A 755-nucleotide genomic window follows, 5' to 3' on the forward strand; every position below is an offset into this window, starting at 1 on the left:
CTCCACGCCGAGGTCGATGAGGTCGCCTTCGGTGCTGATGCCCTCGTTGTACATGATGTCGAACTCGGCGACTTTGAAGGGGGGGGCGACCTTGTTCTTTTTGACGGTGACCCGGGTGCGGTTGCCGATGACCTCGCTGCCCTGCTTGATGGACTGGATGCGACGGACGTCGAGACGGACGCTGGCATAGAACTTGAGGGCCATGCCGCCGGAGGTGGTTTCGGGGTTGCCGAACATGACGCCGATCTTCTGGCGCAGCTGGTTGGTGAAGATGAGGCTGGTGTTGGAGGCCTTGACGACGCTGGTGAGCTTGCGGAGGGCCTGGCTCATGAGGCGGGCCTGGAGGCCCACATGGCTGTCGCCCATTTCGCCCTCGATTTCGGCGCGGGGGACCAGGGCCGCCACGCTGTCGATGACCACCACATCCATGGCGCCGGAGCGGACCAGGGCTTCGGCGATCTCCAGGGCCTGCTCGCCGGTGTCGGGCTGGCTGATGTAGAGGTTGTTGACATCCACGCCGATCTTCTGGGCGTAGGCGGGGTCCAGGGCGTGCTCCACGTCCACAAAGCCACAGATGCCGCCGGTTTTTTGGGCTTCGGCGATGACGTGGAGGCAGAGGGTGGTCTTGCCCGAGCTTTCGGGCCCGTAGATCTCCACAATGCGGCCCCGGGGCATGCCGCCCACGCCCAGGGCGATGTCCAGGCTCAGGCTGCCCGTGGGAATCACCTCCACCTGCAGCCGCTTCGCCTCGCCCA

At 65.3% G+C, this 755-nt stretch carries 1 protein-coding gene; it reads right to left on the minus strand.

Annotated features, from left to right (window positions below; genetic code table 11):
* The coding region (gene recA, locus FKZ61_RS23745) for a recombinase RecA (RefSeq protein ID WP_141612671.1) at positions 1 to 755 on the minus strand (755 nt) is incomplete at both ends.

This window comes from Litorilinea aerophila (assembly GCF_006569185.2).
Classification (GTDB): domain Bacteria; phylum Chloroflexota; class Anaerolineae; order Caldilineales; family Caldilineaceae; genus Litorilinea; species Litorilinea aerophila.